The following is a 17,677-nucleotide window of genomic DNA, read 5'->3' on the forward strand; positions in this document are numbered from 1 at the left end:
CTCCATTTCGTTATTGTAATGCCATGAATCGATCTCTTTGGATCATCAGTTGGTCGATACGAGCGTCATATCGAGCTTGTTGTAAGCTACCTAACTTAGCAATTTTACTTGCTTCACTATAATACTGGATGGCTTTGTTCCAGTTGGCTCGCAATGCCAAAATTTCGGCACGTGCGGCGAGTTCTTCATCACTTTTACCCAGCGCATGACTGCCTTGTGAAAGCAGGTGCCAGCCATTCGTGTCTTCTGGGTTATCGTGTGTGTAGCGCTGCAGAATACGCACCGCTTCTTGGTCCTTTTTCGCCTCAAGTAATGCGTTTGCATAGTTGATGGTCAGGACTTTGTTTTGTGGGTTGCGTTTGAGTGCGCTACTCAGCATATCCACTGCTTTTTGTGGTTGCTTTTGAGCAATATAAAGATCGGTCATTGCATCCAGATAAAACGGGTTACCTGGGTCTTGCTGAAGGAGCTTTTTCAATAAAGGTTCCGCTTCACTCAAACGCTTGTTGTCGAGGTGTACCAAGGCTCGACCATAATCAAATGATGGCACAATATCAGGTGAGGCTTTCTTTTGAGTTCGGTCAAACCAACTCATTGCAGCTTGACCATCAATTCCGGCATAACGTGCGACAATGCGAGCTCGGGTTAAATGGTAATCAATAGAAGGCATCACCCGCATTGGTGGGTAAGCACGAGCACGAGCACGACTGTCTGTAATACGATCTTCAGGCAACGGGTGAGTGAGCAACATTGGTGGCGGTTTGCTTGCGTATCGATATTCATCCGCTAGGCGACCAAAAAAGCGTGGCATCGCTTGTGCATCAAAGCCCGCTTTTGCCAGTGTCGCGATACCAAAGCGGTCTGCTTCTTTCTCGTTGGAGCGAGTGTAGTTGATTTGGCTTTGCATATTGCCAGCGGTTGCTGCCGTCACCGCTGCCATACCAGCCTCAGGAGAGGCTATCGCAAGCAGAAGAGCGCCAGCAAGTGCTGCCATGGTTGCTGGTGAACGACGAGCTTGTTCTTCCATGCTTCGTGCAAGGTGGCGCTGAGTAACGTGCGCGATTTCGTGAGCAACAACGGAGGCTAACTCACTTTCAGTGCGGGCATGGAGAAAGAGACCTGAGTGTAGGGCAACGTAGCCGCCAAAAAAAGCGAAGGCGTTGATGTTGCGATCTCGGATCATGAAAAAGTGGAATGGGGTTTTTACGTCATTGGCATTCGCGACCAAACGGTGACCCAGTGAGTCGATGTACTCGTTAATAACAGGGTCATTGACGATAGGTTTGCTGGCTCTAAGCATACGCATATAGGCGTCACCATAAATCAACTCTTGATCTATCGTTAGAGTGCCTCCGGCTGCCGTACCAATATCTGGGAGGTCGGGACTATTGGCATAAACTGGCGTTGGTGTACTCAATGCAGCAGCAAGGCATAAACAAACTAGCGAGCGAGTGCGTTTTAACATACGGTTTAAAGATTCTCCAAAATACCGAGTGTGTGCTTGAGGGGCGAAATCCATTCAACATCAGCACAGACTTTATGGTCATCCTTGTGGGATGAATATGCTAGCAATAAGACCGAAGATAAACGAATTGGTTTCGTAAATTGTCAATCTAAAAGTCCTGCGCGTCTACTCTTAAATCATGTGAGAAATGCTAGCACCAGCTCAAAAAGCCGTTACAATACAACCCTATCACAAGTGCAGAGCAATACAATGGAATCCATATTATTTGATTTGCGTAAGGAACGCTGCCCTATGGCACTGTTACTTGCCAAGCGTCACGCTGCTGAGGTGTTTCAGGAAGAAACACAACAAGATCATCAGCTTGTTATTCAAGTGGTGGATAAAAGCTCTAAGCACGATATCGTGAAGTATTTGCGTAACCAAGGCTACACAGTGGATTGCCAAGCTTCTCCTGAACACTTCACTTTGACCGTATTCAATAAGGAATCTTCGTACGATGCTTGAAATGGTAAGTCGTTGGTATAAGCGACGCTTTTCAGACCCACATGCAGTGAGCCTCGTGGCGATACTGCTGTTCGGCTTTATTACAATTTACTTTTTCGGGCATTTGATTGCGCCATTGCTGGTGGCCATTGTTCTTGCATATTTACTTGAATGGCCAGTAACGCAGATGTGCCGTTTGGGTATCCCACGTACGTTTTCTGTCATTACTGTCATACTGATTTTTATTGGCTTAATGTTGATCGCGGTATTTGGTTTAGTGCCAACGATTTGGACTCAGGTGGGGAATTTAATCAACGATATTCCGAACATGTATGCTGGACTACAAAAGTTCATTGCAACCTTGCCACAACGTTACCCTGAGCTGGCGAACCTAGAAATTGTTGAAACCGTGGTGACTAACGCGAAGAACCAAGCGATTGGCTTAGGTGAGAGCGTCGTAAAAGGCTCACTGGCTTCTCTAGTGAGTTTAGCAACGCTAGCGGTTTACTTGATTCTTGTTCCATTATTGGTGTTCTTCTTACTAAAAGACAAAGATGAGATGCTCAGCATGGCAAGTGGCATCTTACCGAAGAACCGTAAGCTGGCGAACAAAGTATGGCACGAGATGAACGAACAAATCTCGAACTATATTCGTGGTAAGGTGCTGGAAATCTTGATCGTGGGTGGCGTGAGTTACGTGACTTTCGCGATTCTTGACCTGCGCTACTCTGCATTGCTTGCTGTAGCGGTGGGTTTGTCAGTGCTTATCCCGTACATCGGTGCGGCTGCGGTGACGGTTCCGGTCGCGATTGTCGGCTTGTTCCAATGGGGCTTAACGCCTCAGTTTTATTGGTTACTTGTTGCCTACGGCATTATTCAGGCGCTAGACGGTAATGTGTTGGTTCCGGTACTGTTCTCTGAAGCGGTTAACCTTCACCCAGTAGCGATCATTGTTGCTGTGTTGGTATTTGGTGGTTTATGGGGCTTCTGGGGGGTCTTCTTCGCTATCCCATTGGCGACGCTTGTAAAAGCAGTATGGAACGCGCTACCAAGTACGGAAGAAAGCGAACCAATACAAGAATAGAAATTGAATCCAATAAAAAGCCCAGCGATCGCTGGGCTTTTTGATGTTTGATTGAAAGCTAGGTTTACGCGTTTTCTTTCAAGTAGTTCACAACCACTTCATGGTGGTCTTTGGTTTTGAACTTGTTGAACACGTGTTCGATAACACCTTCCTCATTGATCAAGAAGCTGATGCGGTGAAGACCATCGTAGACTTTACCCATAAACTTCTTCTCGCCCCAAACACCAAACTGGTCAGCAATGGCATGGTCTTCGTCAGAAAGTAGCGTGAAGTTTAGCTCGTCGCGCTCAATGAACTTACCTAGGCGTTTTACTGGATCGATACTCACACCCAATACCACAACGTTGTGTGCGTCTAGTTCTGCTTTTACATCACGCAGACCTTTTGCTTGAGTCGTACAACCTGGTGTCATCGCTTTTGGGTAGAAGTAAAACAGTACTTTCTTACCTTTGAAGTCACCGAGAGAAACGGTGTTGCCATCTTGGTCGAGCAAAGAGAAGGCTGGCGCTGGCGTGCCTGCTGTCAGCGTATTCATCATTATTTCCTTTACTTATAGATTGTTTTTAATGAAATTCAGAGAACCTTGTACGTTGAGCGTGTTACAAAGTTCATCGAAATCTTCTTGTAATTGCATCAAGTTACAATCTGCACTTACTGAAGCGGTGATTGCAATGTGGAATTGGTCGGCATCCAGCTGGATCTTTGATTTACTGATTGTTTGCGCACTAAGTGATTGTAGGCCAATCTGTTTATCGGCAAAGAATTGCGTAAACTTCTCGGTTAAACCGATGCGGTCTTCTGATTCAATAAACACTTCCATGGTGTAACTGTTATCGAGCAACTCATGGGCTGATGTGCGTTTCATGATGGTGATGAGGTCGTGTTCTTGCCCAAGAAGTGGCAATTGCGTTTCGACACGAGTGACATTACTGGCGTTACCAGTAAGCAGCATGATAAGGGTAAATTCGTTACCAAAGATAGCGATACGGCTATCGACAATGTTACAGCCAGCTTGTGTGACGAGCTTAACCACTTGGTTACATATGCCCGGACGATCCGTTCCAACCGCTGTAAGTACCAGATGTTGCTTCATAAATGAGCTTCTTGTCCTTTCTTCAATAGAGAGATGTTAGCACAGATATGGAGTAGAAATGTCGAGTCAGTTCTTTTTTTAAACTTGTTAAAACGCTTTGTTGATTTAGTGAACAGTTTGCTGATTGCGTGCACTATTAATTCACTCAACGCTGACTTGAGCTTCTCGGCGAGAGAGTATATTCCGCGCCTAATTGAAAGCGGTGAGAAATCCTTGCTGCAACGAACACGATTATCAGAATGGCTAGGATTGAGAACAAAATTCACATTTTAGTTGCTAGACCTCTAACAACTGATAATTATTCATTCATTTGTACTTTGTAAGCGAGTTTACGCTCTTGTGTTTTTCAATCGCATTACAGTACCATGCAGAAAGAGTTAAATGAGGGAGATAAACATGTTTTCAGGAAGTATCGTAGCGCTGATTACACCATTAAAAGCAGATGGTGAAGTAGACTTTGATAGTCTACAAAAGCTTGTTGAGTACCATGTTGAAGCTGGTACAGACGGTATTGTTGCAGTTGGCACCACTGGTGAGTCAGCGACTCTAACCATTGAAGAGCATGTAAAGGTCGTAAATAAAACCGTTGAATTCGCAAACGGTCGTATCCCAGTGATTGCTGGTACGGGAGCAAATGCAACCCACGAAGCAGTTACATTTAGCAAATTATTGGCTGATTCTGGTATTGCTGGCTTCCTGAGTGTAACGCCTTACTACAACAAACCAACTCAAGAAGGTTTGTTCCAACACTACAAAGCAATCGCAGAAGCGAGTGATGTACCTCTAATTTTGTACAATGTACCGGGTCGTACTGCGGTAGATATGTCGCCTGAGACAGTGGCACGCCTGTCAAAGCTTGATAATATCGTGGCGTTGAAGGATGCGACGGGTGATTTAAGCCGAATTGCACTTCACCGTGAACTTTGTGGCGAAGATTTTATCTTACTAAGTGGTGATGATGCGACGGGTCTAGAATTTGTTAAACTAGGCGGTCACGGCGTTATCTCAGTAACGAACAATATCGCGGCTAAAGACATGGCAGACATGTTCCATTTGGCAGGTGAAGGTAAATTTGAAGAAGCAGAAGCGATCAACGATCGTCTGATGACTCTGCATAAAAACTTATTCGTTGAATCAAGCCCGATCCCAGTGAAATGGGCAGCACATAAGCTTGGTTTGATTGAAGAGGGTGAGCTGCGTCTTCCTTTAACCCCACTTTCTGAAAAATCGCAGCCAGTTGTGGAACAAGCGCTAACAGACGCCGGTATTTACTAGGATTGAAGTTCATGCTGAGGGTGGTAAAGCCCTCAGTGTTTTAGGAGTATAAATGAAGCTTTCAAGCCAGTTAGTGTTAAGCTCACTAGCTGTATTCGTATTGACTGCCTGTTCAGGTGGTGCCAATCAGCGTCGTCAAGCAAAGGACGACTTCGAGTATTTGAACACGCCTGCTCTTGAAGAGTGGAGTGTACCGGCAGGTGCTCAACCTCAGTTTTACCCGAACTACCGTATTCCTGAAGGAAACTACGCTGGTGGTATTGGTAAAGATGTTGATATTCGTCCGCCTCAGCAAGTATTGGAATTGATCCCTGGTGCTCGCCTAGATCGCAGTAGCGACGGTGAAGTAACACTATGGCTGCTTCGTAAGGATGAACTGGATAAAGTTTGGAAGACCGTTCAAGAGATGGTTGCAGAGAACAAGATCCCAGTTGAAAGCCAAACGGATAACCGCATCGAAACAGGTTGGGTGACTTGGAACTCTCCTGATGAAGAGATGGAAATCGGCAGCCGCTACGAGATTACTCGCGGTGAGATGAATGGTCGTCATGGTTTCAAGGTAAGCTTGATTGACTGGCGTGAAGGCAACCAAGTCAAAGAAGTGACACGTACTAACCGTGAGCGTTACAACGTGTTCATGACCAACTTGGTAACGGCACGCTACGACCAACACGTACGTGAAGAAGCGCAACGTAAAGCGCAAGAGCTAGTGAAACACATCCCAATTACCATGGGTAAAGACCGCAGTGGTCTGCCAGTTATCATTGCTCGTGCACAATACAATGTCGTGTGGAACCGTCTGCCTGATATCATGCCGAAGATGGGCTTCAAGATTGAAGAGCGCAGTCAGTCGCAAGGTACAGTGACTGCGAAATACGCGTCACCGGATGATGCGTTCTGGAATGACATTGGTGTTAAGCCAATCGATCTAAACTCTGGTACTTACACCTTCTTGCTTGGTGATCTAGGTAACCGTACTTCTATCAACATTACTGATTCGTCTGGTAAGCCAGTAGAAGAAGAGTTCTTGAAATCACTTGCGCCAGTACTGGCTGCGGTTGTGAAAGACTAACTTCGCTACAAATAAGTAGATTTGAATAGTAAAAAAGGGACCGCAACGGTCCCTTTTTGATTGCTTACTTGATGTCAAATGTTGAAGAATGCATCAAGTGCGAGAGATTAGCGATTTTCGTCTTTCTTCTCGCTTTCCTCTCCATAGCGTTCTTTGTCTAGTTCGTTCAGCTTATCTAAATCGTTTTTTCGACTTTTATCCATCTGACCAAACTTCATCTTTGCGGTGTACTTAAGCGCAGCAATGTTACCAACCACGATACTGAGCACTATGATGATAATGACCCAGGGGTTGGTGAGAATTTCGATCATAGAGCCTCCGGCGGCGTGATGTTGTGAATAAATTGGGTGATAACCTTATCCAAATTATTCAATATGACATCCATCCCTGCAATGCTGTCGATCTGATTTTGCTGAATTAACTGAGTTTTCAGCAACTCTGGTGTTAACAATGACAGGCATTGTTGCCCTACAGATTTGTGGCTGATGTGCCAAGGTTCGATGGCGACACCGCCTAAGTCTTGTTGATAAGGGAAAAAGAACCCAAAGCTATCGAGGTTATCGACTAACCATTGATAGAAAGCACGCTGATGACCTTCGAGATACTCCCATGGTTCCAATTGTAATTGTGTATCGGCGGGTAATAAGTTACGCGCATAAACATCAAAATCACACCCCCAATGATGGCGACTGCCTCCGGGTAAGGCGGACCAACGAAGAATCGCAGTGAGCTTTTCTTCGTCATTGAGTAGAGTTTTGTCGAGCGGTTGCGAATCGGAATCGAGGATCTTCAGTTCACCTGCAAACTTACCGTTCCAGATTGCTTTCTGACGGTTAAAGTCACGGAACCCACTGGCGATCTCCATCTTAAAGCCTGATTGTGTGGCGGCTTCAATCATGTTTAGTAAGTCGTCAGCCACTTCAGGGTGAAGCAAAAAGGCTTTTTGACCCACTAATGTGGATTGCAGGTGGGAATCGGTCATTCCGGTAAGTTGCTCTGGCGTCATGGCACTCTCGTTAATTGTTGCATGTTTCGTTATGACACTATTGTGCGAGTAAGTGTTTCAACGTGTTTTGGTACATGTCCGTTAATTTCTCAAGGTCATCGACTTTTACACATTCGTTCACTTTGTGGATAGTCGCGTTCACCGGACCAAGCTCAACCACCTGACCGCCCATGCGTGCGATAAATCGACCATCAGACGTTCCGCCAGTGGTGAGCAACGCAGGCTTCGTGCTGTTGACTTCATCGACGGCAGCAACGACTGCGTCAAGCAATGCTCCAGTATCGGTGAGGAACGGGTCACCATTGAATGTCCATTTCAGATCGTAGTTTAAATCGTGTTTGTCGAGTGTTTGGGTCACGCGGTCAACAATGATTTCGTTGCTGAGTTCTGTGCTAAAGCGCAGGTTGAACTGCACGTTAAATTCGCCAGGAATCACATTCGATGCACCAGTACCAGCAGAGACATTCGGGATTTGGAAGCTTGTCGGTGGGAAGTAATCGTTGCCTTGGTCCCATTCTGTCGTAGCAAGTTCATGAATGGCTAATAGTGATTGATGAACCGGATTATTAGCAAGGTGAGGGTACGCCACGTGACCTTGTGTTCCTTTTACCGTTAAATCACCCGTGATTGAGCCACGACGACCATTCTTAACTACATCTCCCACAACTTCAGTGCTTGAAGGCTCACCAACGATGCACATGTCGATGTTCTCGCCACGAGCCATGAGCGTTTCAACGACGCGAACGGTGCCATTAATGAAAGGACCTTCCTCGTCTGAAGTGATCAAAAAGCCAATCGAACCTTTATGGTCTGGGTTTTCTGCAATAAAGCGTTCAACCGCGACCACCATACAAGCTAGAGAGCCTTTCATGTCTGCTGCGCCACGCCCGTGAAGGTAACCATCGATAATGGTTGGTTCAAAAGGAAGTGTGTCCCATTGCTCCAATTTGCCTGCTGGCACGACATCTGTGTGTCCGGCGAAAGCAAACAGTGGTGCTTCTGTACCTCGGCGAGCCCAGAAGTTTGTTGTGTCTTCAAACACCATCACTTCGATTTCAAAACCAAGCGCTTTTAATCGCTCGATCATTACTTCCTGACAGCCTGCATCTTCAGGCGTTACGGACTGGCGGCTGATCAGGTCTTTAGCGAGTGCCAGTACTGGACTGTCTGTCATCCTTGATTGTTCCTTTAATTAAGAGTTAAAAATGGTCGCGTATTGGTCTGCTTTGAAACCAATATGAAGTTGGTCTTCAACTTTCAAGATTGGGCGCTTAATCATCGCTGGGTTTTCTACTAGCAGCGCGATTGCGTTTTCTTCGTTAAGAGAATCTTTTTGTTCTTGAGTCAGCTGTCGGAAAGTCGTGCCACGTTTATTCAGTACTTGTTCCCAACCCAGCGCGTTACAAAATTCAGTCACCATTGCCGCATCGATACCTTGTTTGCGGTAGTCGTGAAAATCAAAAGCAACGTTTTCCGCTTCTAGCCATTTCTTGGCTTTTTTAATCGTGTCGCAGTTTGGGATGCCGAACATGGTGATCGTCATATTATTTCCTTTTCTCTTTGTGCTTTACTTATCGGTTTGCGCTATGGAACGCCCGATTTTGCATTGTTTTTGGCTGTTCAAGCATCCTATCAAGAAGCAACCACTGTGACAAAATCATGCGGCGAATATTTCACAGGTCAGTGCTCTATTAGACCGTGCTCAGTCGTTCATTCCTCCACCAAACAGCGATAAGAATGATAAAAAACTTGGCTAAATAGCACGGAAAAGTCGAGTTATTGATCAAACGCAACATCTTGCTGAGCAAAAAAGAAATAATGAATCAGCACAATTTTAGGAGGTGTCAATGGAATTGAGTCCTGTTTTTGCAAGGCGGCTATATTTGGCCTTGTTGGTGGAAAACCTAGAAAGGCCAAATGTACCAAAATTGATCGAAAGAACGGGGTGGCCTCGTCGTACTATTCAAGATGTACTCAAGGCATTACCGGGGATCGGCATCGAACTCATCTTCGTTCAAGATGGTCGACGTCATAACGACGGCTATTACCAACTTTCGGATTGGGGACCTTTTGACAGTCAATGGGTTCTTGAGCGAGAGGGAGATATCGCTAGCAGTCTTGGATTTCGTGCATAAGCCAGCAATTGCTGGCTTTTTTTACGTCTGGGAAACGCTTATTGGCAGCGGTAGGCAGTACCAAGCACACTGAAGGAAGTAGCAAAGTCTTGTGGGGCGATCATGTAAACCGTATCGGCATTGAGCAATACTGCATTGTTTTTTAGGTCGACCATGGCTCCATGCATCATGGCGTCATTGGTGTAGAACAAGTAACTGTACCAGTGACCTTCGCTGCCAGTGACTTCACCTAAATACTCGCATTGATCCGGATTGAACTGGCTATCAAAGCGAATCTGAACGTCATCACTTGATGCCGTTGGTAGCGTTGATGGTGACGAACAACCCATCAAAGCCAATGCGATGCCTCCTATCATCACATAACGCTGCATATTATTTCCCCATCATGATGTAAGCCGCGAAACCAATCCAGCTCAGAACCAATAGTGCCCAAGGTAATACAGCTGGTTTGCTCGTTGGTGCTTCAATATTTGCTGATTCTTGTTCAACGACGTCATCACGTTGACGCTGTTTTTCTCTCTGTTGTTTCTTCTTCGCTTTGTCTGCTTGTCGATTGCGTTCTTTCTGCTGTTTTTTATACTGCGCGATGCCTTTCTCAATGCCCTGAGCAATCAGTTTGGTTTGCTCTTTCGTTTGACCGGGTTTTTGAGTGGACTTTGCAATCTTCATCGCTTCAGTTTGCGTTTCTTGGGAAGGAACGGGTGCTGCTGTGTTTTTCTTTTTCATGTTTCTTATCGACGTCGCTGTAAATCTAAACCTAGTTTACCTGCGTACGATGATGAAATGAACTTTAGTTCTCAGCTTTGCTAGGTTGCAACTCTGAAACGATCGGTTAAAGTGGCGTTTTTATGAAACTAAGAAGACGAGATTGTGCGTTACTCATTTGATCAATATGACGCTCATGGATTTTTAAAAGCGCCGATTATGTTATGGCTAGGATGGATGTTCCTAGCGCGCTCTTGGGTGGTGTTTGCCATGGCAGGAGTGAGTAGAGACAGCGGTAGCAAGATACTATCGATTGTGTACCCCGATTCTAATACGTTATACCTCGGACTATCGATGGGTATCCCAAGTCTATTATTGATGTGGTTAATGGGCTTGCGGCATCCAGAGCGAGGGTGGGTGAATCAAATTACCCAGCATGGTCGTGCCATGACTTTGATCTTGTGCGGTATTCAACTGGCTCAGACCATGTATCATGTCTACCTCGAACATGGTGTATTCAATTGGGCGAATGCGCTCACAATTACCTTGTTAACTTGGTTTATGATCTATCTTCTAAATGGAAGATGGGTAAAAGACTGCTTTAACGTGCCACAAGTTGAGCACAAAGAAGAACAGCCATCAAAAAATTAAAAACAATAATTCCCGCATGGGGCAATGTATAGAGGATATCTCAATGTCACAAGCTCAAACGGCGATTGTGCCTGAAGCAGGACCATTTGCACTTTACACTCAGTTAAAAGTGAACCAAAACCGTGAAAACGTACTGGCAAAACTAAAAGCGCTACCTGAGCTAGTAAATGAGCTCAATGCGAACCAACCAGGTGCTGATTTAACGATTTCTATCGCATTCACGAAATCTTTTTGGCAGCACCTAAACATGCAAATGCCAGAAGAGTTGATCGACTTCCCTGAGTTGGGGGAAGGTGACGTATTTGCGCCAGCAACAGACGTGGATGTCTTGATTCACTGTCACTCAACTCGTCACGATTTGCACTTCTATGTACTGCGTAAATTCTTAGTTGAAACTGCAGAAGATGTGACGGTAGTGGATGAAACTTACGGTTACCGTTACCTAGATGCTCGTGACATGACGGATTTCGTTGATGGCACAGAAAACCCGAAAGGTGATGCGCGTGCTGACGTTGCATTGATCAAAGACGGCGCTTTCGCTGGTGGTAGCTACGTGATGGTTCAACGCTTTGAGCACAACTTGCCTGCATGGAACCGTTTGAACGTATCTGCACAAGAGAAAGTCATTGGTCGTACTAAGCCAGATTCTATTGAGCTAGAAGACGTGCCAGCGGCTTCTCACGTAGGTCGTGTAGACATCAAAGAAGAAGGCAAAGGTCTTAAGATCGTTCGTCACAGCTTGCCGTACGGCACAGTAACTGGCGCACATGGTCTTCTGTTCATCTCTTATTGCAACACTATCCACAACATCAAAGTGATGCTAGAGAGCATGTACGGTGTTACCGATGGTAAGACTGACCAACTGCTTCGTTTCACCAAAGCAGTAACAGGTGCATATTTCTTCGCTCCTTCACAAGAAATGCTAGCGGAATTGGCGATTAAGTAATTCTTCGCCAACCCTCCAATGATTAAAAAGGCAGAGTGATCTGCCTTTTTTTGTTTCCCCCTCATTCTTGCCTGATAAGACTAACGGACCGTCAGTGGTCTTTTGCCATCAATAGCGCCTTTCTCTAGTTCGTAAAGTGGGCTAGTACTGTGACTGCTCCAGCGATGATCTTCGCGTGACTTCTTGCGATATTGCGTTGGCGTTACACCAATATAATTCTGAAAAGTCTCATAAAATCGGCTGCTAGAATTAAAACCTACCGTTAAAGCAATATCTAAAATTGTCCGGTCAGTATCACTCAACAGTGCTCTGGCGTGGTTAATCCGCATTGCCGTGATATATTGCTTGATGGTCATCTGCATGGTTCGTTGGAACACGTTCATCGCGTAGTTAGTGTGCAGCCCAATGTGCTCTGCTATGTCTTTTATCGTGACCGGCTGGTTATGATGGGTGGCAATGTATTCCAGCATTTGACTGACGTAAAACTGCGAGTGTTTGGAGACGCCTTTCTTGGTCGATTTTTCTTGTCGATTGATACTCAGTTGTTGCCAGCCATCTAAACACATTCTTTTTAACATCAAGCCAATTTCATCAATCGTTAATTGCTGGCGACTTTCCGAAGAGTGGTTTATTTCTTCTGCCCAGCGTGCTAACTCAAACTCACTGACTAATGAACTGGCGTTTGATTGCAGCACACAACCATGGGTGATCTGATTGACGAAGTCTCGATTTAGCGTCCAAGACATAAAGTGGTGAATCGGAATATTGATGATCCCCATATTATGACTTTTGCCCGGATTGGTGAGCCGATGAGGAACTGATGCCCAAAACAATCCTATCGAGCCTGCTTTCAGTACGACTGGGCTGCCATTAATGATGTACTCGACATCATCACCAAAAGGAATGTTGACCTCTACTTGTCCGTGCCAGTGATAACCTGGCATAGAGTGGGGCGGTCTAAGCTCGATATCGATTTTTTCATAGGATGAGTACAGCGAAAGTGGGCTTACAGAAACCGTTTCGGAAGAATACTTATCTTGAATCACCACTTTCAATGTATCTAACTCTGCCTTGGACTCTGCCTTCGCCATCGCCCACCTCTTAGGAAACTGTATAAGTTATTTGTACTAAATCTGTTGAAACAAAACTCAGAACAGCTTCAAAAACATCGATTACTCTGTTTTATAAGATTTTGGTTATGTGACTTAAATCGCCGTAATAACTAGCCTCAGTGTATCTTCCCACCTTCTTTATCCGTGATTTATACAAAAATATCCCATTTCCTAAGATTTTTTATTGGTTGATTTTAAATATTAGGAAACGGGAGAGTGATTGGTTTATCTGAGACGAATTCGGTCTTGCGGCAGGTGTAACTTAAATGCATCGAAACAAAAGTATGAAAGCAAAAAGGATTCAACTATGAAAAGCCCTAAAATCACATTCATCGGTGCGGGTTCTACGATTTTTGTGAAGAACATTCTTGGCGATGTGTTTCATAAGCCGACCTTCAAAGGGGCGCAAATTGCCTTGATGGATATTGATGAAATCCGCTTGGAGGAATCACACCTAGTAGTAAGCAAGTTGATGGAATCATCCGGTGCGACGGGTACGATCACTTGTCACTTAAACCAAAAAGAAGCATTGCAAGGCGCAGACTTTGTCGTTATCGCATTCCAAATCGGTGGGTATGAGCCATGCACTGTAACGGACTTTGAGGTTTGTAAGCGTCACGGTTTGGAACAAACCATCGCCGACACATTAGGTCCAGGCGGCATCATGCGCTCACTGCGCACTATTCCTCACCTTTGGAGCGTGTGTGAAGACATGACTGAAGTGTGTCCAAATGCCACCATGCTCAACTACGTTAACCCAATGGCGATGAACACATGGGCGATGTATGAGAAATACCCTCACATCAAACAAGTGGGCTTGTGCCATTCCGTGCAAGGGACGGCGGAGGAGCTGGCTCGCGACCTTGATATCGAATATTCAGATCTTCGTTACACCTGTGCAGGCATCAACCACATGGCGTACTACCTGACACTCGAAAAGAAAAACGAGCAGGGGGAATATGTCGACATTTATCCTGATTTGCTTGAGGCATTTGAATCAGGCAAAGCGCCGAAGCCGGGTTTGCATCACAACGGTCGCTGCACCAACCTAGTCCGATACGAGATGTTTAAGAAGTTGGGCTACTTTGTGACGGAATCATCAGAACATTTTTCTGAATACACCCCATATTTCATCAAACCAAATCGCCCAGATCTGATTGAACGTTATAAAGTGCCACTTGATGAATATCCTAAACGTTGTGTAGAACAAATTGCTGATTGGAAAAAAGACCTCGAAGACTTCAAAAACGCGGATCAAATCACCGTCAAAGAGTCGCATGAATACGCGAGCACCATCATGAACTCGATTTGGACAGGTACGCCAAGTGTTATCTACGGCAACGTGAAGAATGAAGCGCTAATTGACAACTTGCCACAAGGTTGTTGTGTGGAAGTGGCTTGTCTGGTGGACGCAAACGGCATTCAACCTATCAAAGCTGGTCGATTACCAAATCACTTAGCGGCATTAATGCAGACCAACATCAATGTTCAGACTCTGCTGACGGAAGCCATCCTCACTGAAAACCGAGATCGTATCTATCATGCTGCCATGCTTGATCCTCATACCGCGGCAGTGCTTGGACTCGAAGAGATTTATGCCCTTGTTGATGACTTGATTGAAGCACACGAAGGTTGGTTGCCAGCGTGGGTGCATCAGTAAATCCTGAATCACAAAACCAATATCAATAAAAACGACAATAACGTGAATATACTGCGCCTTCTCGATGAGGGGGCGTAAGGAGTAACAAATGAGTATCTCTATGAATACCAAGCTAAGCTACGGCTTTGGCGCATTTGGTAAAGACTTCGCTATCACCATCGTTTACATGTACTTGATGTTCTACTACACCGATGTTGTTGGTATTTCGGCTGCCGTGGTGGGAACCATCTTCTTAATTGCGCGTATTTGGGATGCAGTGAATGACCCAATTATGGGTTGGATCGTGAACAATACCCGCACACGTTGGGGTAAATTTAAACCTTGGATTTTAATTGGCACCATCACCAACTCAGTGGTGTTGCTCATGCTGTTTAGTGCGCATCACATCGAAGGACCATGGCTTATTGCTTATGCAGCAGTGACTTACATTTTATGGGGCATGACCTACACCTTAATGGATATTCCTTTCTGGTCACTGGTTCCAACACTCACTCTGGACAAACGTGAGCGTGAAGAGCTTGTGCCATACCCTCGATTCTTCGCTAGCCTTGCATGGATTGTTACCGCCGCAATCGCAATGCCGTTCGTCAACTATGTCGGTGGCGACGACAAAGGATTTGGCTTCCAAGTGTTTGCCATTTTGCTTGTCGGTTGTTTCCTTGTCTCAACGTATATCACGCTACGTAACGTGAAAGAGCGTTACTCAACCAGCAACCTTGACGTGACGAAACCTGAAGAAAAAGTCTCACTGAAGAAGCTCCTCTCGCTTATCTACAAAAATGACCAGTTAACGAGCGTGCTTTGTATGGCACTGTCATACAACCTCGCTACCAACATCATCACAGCATTTGCGGTTTACTACTTCACGTATGTGGTCGGAAATGAGGAACTTTTCCCTTACTACATGGCTTACGCTGGTATCGCGAACCTAATTACACTGGTGCTGTTCCCTAAATTGGCGCAAATGTTTTCACGTCGAGTGTTATGGGCATGTGCGTCTAGCTTCCCAATCTTAGGCAGTGCAGTCCTTATCTACGTAGGCATGTACGACAAACAAAGCATTCTGCTGATTTCTACAGCGGGCGTGTTATTGCAAATCGGTACGGCGCTATTTTGGGTGCTGAATGTCATTATGGTGGCGGATACAGTGGACTATGGTGAGTACAAACTAGGTTCACGCTGCGAGAGTATTGCTTACTCAGTACAAACGCTGGTGGTTAAAGCCGGTTCAGCTTTTGCGGCTTTCTTCATTGGTATCGCACTGACCGCAGTGGATTATGTACCGAACATGGAACAAAGCCCTGAAACCGTCTTTGGCATGCAATGCATCATGGTTGGGCTGCCAGCGTTCTTCTTCGCTATCGCTTTGGTTGTGTACTTCCGCTTCTACAAACTCAACGGTGCTTACCACCAAAAAATTCAGGACCATCTGACCGAGAAATACGACCATATTACGACGCAAGAGACGCCAAAAGACCTTACGCGTAAATCTGCCAAGCCGGCAGAAGCACTCTAATCCTACACAGTCAGCGTAAGCTTATTGTTTACGCTGACCTATCAGCACAACGCTCCGCCTTTTTGTTTCTCCATCTCTTTTCTCAAAAACCACTAAACTTTTCTGCAATTTGGTCGATAAGTATCCAAAGCCTTAATTTCAGGACCAATATTTGTGGCGATCACCGTTAATACCAATGTGGCAGCACTTGTCGCACAGCGTCATTTGACCAGTGCAACTGACATGCTGAACCAATCCATGGAGCGTTTGTCTTCAGGGAAGCGTATTAACAGCGCAAAGGATGACGCTGCGGGTCTGCAAATCTCCAACCGTCTGCAATCGCAAATGCGTGGTTTGGATGTTGCCGTGCGTAACGCGAACGATGGCATTTCCATCATGCAAACTGCGGAAGGCGCGATGAATGAAGTGACCAATATCATGCAGCGCATGCGTGATTTGTCGCTCCAATCTGCTAACGGTTCAAACAGCAAAGCAGAACGTACAGCACTGCAGGAAGAAGTTTCTGCACTTAACGATGAGCTAAACCGCATTGCAGAAACTACCTCTTTTGGTGGGCGAAAACTGTTGAATGGCAGCTTTGGTAAATCAGCATTTCAAATTGGTGCAGCGTCAGGTGAGGCGGTACAAGTAGAATTAAAGTCGATGCGCAGTGATGGCATTGAGATGGGCGGTTTTAGTTATATTGCAAACGGACGCGCAAGTTCTGATTGGCAAGTAAAAGATAGTGCAAATGAACTTAGCATGTCATTTAATAATCGTTTTGGTGAAACGGAAACCATCCAAATTAATGCTAAAGCTGGTGATGATATCGAGGAGCTTGCGACTTATATCAATGGTCAGACGGACAAAGTTACGGCGTCAGTGAATGAAAAGGGTCAGTTGCAGTTGTTTATGGCTGGTGAAGAAACCTCGGGAACTTTATCGTTCTCAGGTGATTTAGCTAGTGAGCTGGGTTTACAGCTGAAAGGGTACGATGCGGTTGATAACATTGACATTACGTCTGTCGGTGGCGCTCAACAAGCTGTGGCTGTCCTTGATACTGCGATGAAGTACGTTGATAGCCATCGTGCTGAGCTAGGCGCGTATCAAAATCGCTTTAACCATGCGATCAATAATCTGGATAACATCCACGAAAACCTAGCAGCATCGAACAGCCGCATTCAAGATACTGACTACGCCAAAGAAACCACGCAAATGGTTAAGCAACAAATTCTGCAGCAGGTAAGCACCTCTATTCTTGCACAAGCAAAACAAGCCCCAAACCTTGCTTTAACCTTACTTGGCTAAGGCATTCTACTTCGTAATTTCAAGACAAAATCAGCCTGTATCGACAGCGAGAAAAGAAGCTTTAGCGATAATTTGAAGTTTTTTTGCTTTTTTATCTGCTTCGTCACGATTACCCCTCCAAATGAAATTTTTTAAAAAATATCTAAATTTTTTCCTAAAGAAATCAGGGTATGCGCCGTTAATAAAA

20 protein-coding genes are annotated in these 17,677 nt (G+C 45.3%); 10 read left to right on the forward strand and 10 right to left on the reverse strand.

Annotation, left to right across the window (positions count from 1 at the left end; genetic code table 11):
• Positions 1 to 10: 10 nt before the first annotated feature.
• Positions 11 to 1,465, reverse strand: coding sequence for a beta-barrel assembly-enhancing protease (gene bepA / locus VHA02S_RS21380; RefSeq protein ID WP_005445335.1), 1,455 nt, complete (start codon positions 1,463 to 1,465; stop codon positions 11 to 13).
• A 249-nt stretch (positions 1,466 to 1,714) separates the two neighbouring features.
• Here bepA and VHA02S_RS21385 point away from each other — a divergent pair, with 249 nt between their 5' ends.
• Positions 1,715 to 1,969 (forward strand): sulfurtransferase TusA family protein, encoded by a 255-nt coding sequence (locus tag VHA02S_RS21385; RefSeq protein WP_038899088.1) that lies wholly within the window; start codon positions 1,715 to 1,717, stop codon positions 1,967 to 1,969.
• Positions 1,962 to 3,032, forward strand: a complete 1,071-nt coding sequence (locus VHA02S_RS21390; RefSeq protein ID WP_005445339.1) for an AI-2E family transporter — start codon at positions 1,962 to 1,964, stop codon at positions 3,030 to 3,032. Before VHA02S_RS21385 ends, VHA02S_RS21390 begins: the two co-directional genes overlap by 8 nt.
• Before the next feature lie 64 nt (positions 3,033 to 3,096).
• On the opposite strand, the gene bcp is transcribed toward VHA02S_RS21390, so the two are convergent.
• Both bcp and VHA02S_RS21400 read right to left on the reverse strand, forming a co-directional pair.
• Positions 3,097 to 3,567: a thioredoxin-dependent thiol peroxidase gene (bcp, locus tag VHA02S_RS21395; protein WP_005445341.1), complete on the reverse strand. Its 471-nt coding sequence runs from the start codon at positions 3,565 to 3,567 to the stop codon at positions 3,097 to 3,099.
• A 15-nt stretch (positions 3,568 to 3,582) separates the two neighbouring features.
• On the reverse strand, positions 3,583 to 4,125 hold the full coding sequence (locus tag VHA02S_RS21400; RefSeq protein WP_005445342.1) for a glycine cleavage system transcriptional repressor: 543 nt from the start codon (positions 4,123 to 4,125) through the stop codon (positions 3,583 to 3,585).
• 396 nt (positions 4,126 to 4,521) lie between these two features.
• Here VHA02S_RS21400 and dapA point away from each other — a divergent pair, with 396 nt between their 5' ends.
• Positions 4,522 to 5,400: a 4-hydroxy-tetrahydrodipicolinate synthase gene (gene dapA / locus VHA02S_RS21405; RefSeq protein WP_005445343.1), complete on the forward strand. Its 879-nt coding sequence runs from the start codon at positions 4,522 to 4,524 to the stop codon at positions 5,398 to 5,400.
• Between the two features lie 52 nt (positions 5,401 to 5,452).
• Entirely contained in the window at positions 5,453 to 6,472 is a 1,020-nt protein-coding gene (gene bamC, locus VHA02S_RS21410) for an outer membrane protein assembly factor BamC (RefSeq protein ID WP_005445344.1), read from the forward strand.
• 107 nt (positions 6,473 to 6,579) lie between these two features.
• Here the strand turns inward: bamC and VHA02S_RS21415 are convergent, their stop codons facing one another.
• From VHA02S_RS21415 to VHA02S_RS21430, 4 genes are read right to left on the reverse strand one after another with little or no spacing between them, the layout of a single operon-like run.
• A complete protein-coding gene (locus VHA02S_RS21415; protein ID WP_005445345.1) occupies positions 6,580 to 6,783 on the reverse strand; it encodes a DUF2897 family protein in 204 nt (67 codons plus the stop codon).
• Entirely contained in the window at positions 6,780 to 7,478 is a 699-nt protein-coding gene (locus tag VHA02S_RS21420; RefSeq protein WP_005445346.1) for a M15 family metallopeptidase, read from the reverse strand. The genes VHA02S_RS21415 and VHA02S_RS21420 overlap by 4 nt, the downstream gene beginning before the upstream one ends.
• A 37-nt stretch (positions 7,479 to 7,515) precedes the next feature.
• Positions 7,516 to 8,652, reverse strand: a complete 1,137-nt coding sequence (gene dapE / locus VHA02S_RS21425; RefSeq protein ID WP_038899087.1) for a succinyl-diaminopimelate desuccinylase — start codon at positions 8,650 to 8,652, stop codon at positions 7,516 to 7,518.
• 18 nt (positions 8,653 to 8,670) lie between these two features.
• Positions 8,671 to 9,021, reverse strand: a complete 351-nt coding sequence (locus VHA02S_RS21430; RefSeq protein ID WP_005436871.1) for an ArsC family reductase — start codon at positions 9,019 to 9,021, stop codon at positions 8,671 to 8,673.
• Positions 9,022 to 9,325: 304 nt separating this feature from the next.
• On the opposite strand from VHA02S_RS21430, the gene VHA02S_RS21435 reads away from it, so the two are divergent.
• Positions 9,326 to 9,613, forward strand: coding sequence for a winged helix-turn-helix domain-containing protein (locus VHA02S_RS21435; RefSeq protein WP_005445349.1), 288 nt, complete (start codon positions 9,326 to 9,328; stop codon positions 9,611 to 9,613).
• Positions 9,614 to 9,651: 38 nt separating this feature from the next.
• Here the strand turns inward: VHA02S_RS21435 and VHA02S_RS21440 are convergent, their stop codons facing one another.
• Together VHA02S_RS21440 and VHA02S_RS21445 are read right to left on the reverse strand one after the other, a co-directional pair.
• Positions 9,652 to 9,984: a DUF4156 domain-containing protein gene (locus tag VHA02S_RS21440; protein ID WP_005445350.1), complete on the reverse strand. Its 333-nt coding sequence runs from the start codon at positions 9,982 to 9,984 to the stop codon at positions 9,652 to 9,654.
• A 1-nt stretch (position 9,985) separates the two neighbouring features.
• Positions 9,986 to 10,339, reverse strand: coding sequence for a DUF2956 domain-containing protein (locus VHA02S_RS21445; RefSeq protein ID WP_009703444.1), 354 nt, complete (start codon positions 10,337 to 10,339; stop codon positions 9,986 to 9,988).
• A 144-nt stretch (positions 10,340 to 10,483) separates the two neighbouring features.
• Here VHA02S_RS21445 and VHA02S_RS21450 point away from each other — a divergent pair, with 144 nt between their 5' ends.
• Both VHA02S_RS21450 and VHA02S_RS21455 read left to right on the forward strand, forming a co-directional pair.
• Positions 10,484 to 10,969: a DUF2919 domain-containing protein gene (locus VHA02S_RS21450; RefSeq protein ID WP_005445352.1), complete on the forward strand. Its 486-nt coding sequence runs from the start codon at positions 10,484 to 10,486 to the stop codon at positions 10,967 to 10,969.
• A 43-nt stretch (positions 10,970 to 11,012) separates the two neighbouring features.
• Positions 11,013 to 11,915, forward strand: coding sequence for a Dyp-type peroxidase (locus VHA02S_RS21455; RefSeq protein WP_005445353.1), 903 nt, complete (start codon positions 11,013 to 11,015; stop codon positions 11,913 to 11,915).
• A gap of 80 nt (positions 11,916 to 11,995) precedes the next feature.
• On the opposite strand, the gene melR is transcribed toward VHA02S_RS21455, so the two are convergent.
• A complete protein-coding gene (gene melR, locus VHA02S_RS21460; RefSeq protein WP_038899086.1) occupies positions 11,996 to 13,006 on the reverse strand; it encodes a transcriptional regulator MelR in 1,011 nt (336 codons plus the stop codon).
• A gap of 328 nt (positions 13,007 to 13,334) precedes the next feature.
• Between melR and VHA02S_RS21465 the strand changes: the two genes are divergently transcribed.
• From VHA02S_RS21465 to VHA02S_RS21475, 3 genes are all read left to right on the forward strand, one after another.
• Complete coding sequence (locus VHA02S_RS21465; RefSeq protein ID WP_038899085.1) at positions 13,335 to 14,687, forward strand: alpha-glucosidase/alpha-galactosidase; 1,353 nt, start codon at positions 13,335 to 13,337, stop codon at positions 14,685 to 14,687.
• Positions 14,688 to 14,775: 88 nt separating this feature from the next.
• The gene (gene melB / locus VHA02S_RS21470) at positions 14,776 to 16,203 is read left to right on the forward strand and encodes a melibiose:sodium transporter MelB (RefSeq protein WP_017189302.1); all 1,428 of its coding nucleotides are present in this window, start codon (positions 14,776 to 14,778) and stop codon (positions 16,201 to 16,203) included.
• Positions 16,204 to 16,356: 153 nt separating this feature from the next.
• Positions 16,357 to 17,490 (forward strand): flagellin, encoded by a 1,134-nt coding sequence (locus tag VHA02S_RS21475; protein WP_038899084.1) that lies wholly within the window; start codon positions 16,357 to 16,359, stop codon positions 17,488 to 17,490.
• Positions 17,491 to 17,677: the final 187 nt, after the last annotated feature.

Origin of the sequence: Vibrio harveyi NBRC 15634 = ATCC 14126 = KCTC 12724 (genome assembly GCF_001591145.1) — a bacterium.
Classification (GTDB): domain Bacteria; phylum Pseudomonadota; class Gammaproteobacteria; order Enterobacterales; family Vibrionaceae; genus Vibrio; species Vibrio harveyi.